The sequence below is a fragment of the Moorena sp. SIO3H5 genome (assembly GCF_010692395.1).
GTDB lineage: Bacteria > Cyanobacteriota > Cyanobacteriia > Cyanobacteriales > Coleofasciculaceae > Moorena.
In genome coordinates, this window is the sequence record NZ_JAAHHS010000815.1 from 1 (window position 1) to 1,072 (window position 1,072).

2 protein-coding genes are annotated in these 1,072 nt (G+C 42.6%); both read left to right on the forward strand.

Annotation, left to right across the window (positions count from 1 at the left end):
* On the forward strand, nt 1-870 hold an 870-nt coding region (gene rimO / locus F6K52_RS36720; protein WP_293090211.1), incomplete at its 5' end, for a 30S ribosomal protein S12 methylthiotransferase RimO.
* 86 nt (nt 871-956) lie between these two features.
* Nucleotides 957-1,072, forward strand: a 116-nt coding sequence (locus tag F6K52_RS36725; protein ID WP_293090213.1) for a DEAD/DEAH box helicase, incomplete at its 3' end; no start/stop codon positions are given.

A 1,072-nucleotide genomic window follows, 5' to 3' on the forward strand; every position in this document is an offset into this window, starting at 1 on the left:
GCAGAAGGGTGTGACTATAGCTGTGCCTTCTGCATTATTCCCCATTTGCGAGGAAAACAGCGATCGCGAACAATTGAATCCATTGTTGCCGAAGCAGAACAATTGGCAGACCAAGGGGTAAAGGAAATTGTATTGATTTCTCAAATTACCACCAATTATGGCTTAGACATTTACGGCAAACCCAAGTTAGCGGAGTTACTGCGGGCTTTAGGTAAAGTGAATGTACCTTGGATCCGCATACATTATGCTTATCCCACAGGATTAACAACAGATGTACTAACTGCCATCAAGGAAACTCCCAACGTTCTGACCTATTTAGATTTGCCCTTACAGCATTCCCACCCGGAAGTGCTACGGGGGATGAATCGTCCCTGGCAAGGACGAGTTAATAACTCAGTAATTGAGCAGATTAAGACAGCATTACCAGAAGCCGTTTTAAGGACAACTTTTATTGTTGGCTTTCCAGGAGAAACAGAGGAACATTTTCAGCATTTACTGCAATTTGTCCAGCATCACCAATTCGATCATGTTGGTGTATTTACTTTTTCCCCAGAGGTAGGTACAGCAGCCTACGATTTGCCTCACCAAGTACCTCAGGAAGTAATGGATGAACGGCGAGATGCTTTAATGATAGTTCAACAGCCGATTTCTCTGCGCAAAAATCTCCAAGAAGTAGGCAAAGTGGTGGATGTACTCATAGAACAAGAAAATCTCCGCACAGGAGAGTTAATTGGTCGTTCCGGTAGATTTGCCCCAGAAGTTGACGGACAAGTATATGTCCAAGGTGAAGTCAAATTGGGAACCATTGTGCCAGTATTGATCGACAACGCCGATACCTATGACCTCTATGGTCAGGTAGTCCAGAGCTAAATTGCTGGCTGTTAACTATTTCACCACTATTAATAACAGCTAATCAAACCCAACTCAAAAATTAAACCAATACATCAGGAGACTTAATGACTGTTTCGTTTCAAGAATTAGGCCTTTCCCAAGAACGCGCTCAACAACTAGAAAAATTAGGTTTTACTGAGCCAACTAATATCCAACAGCAAGCAATTCCTCACTTACTCAA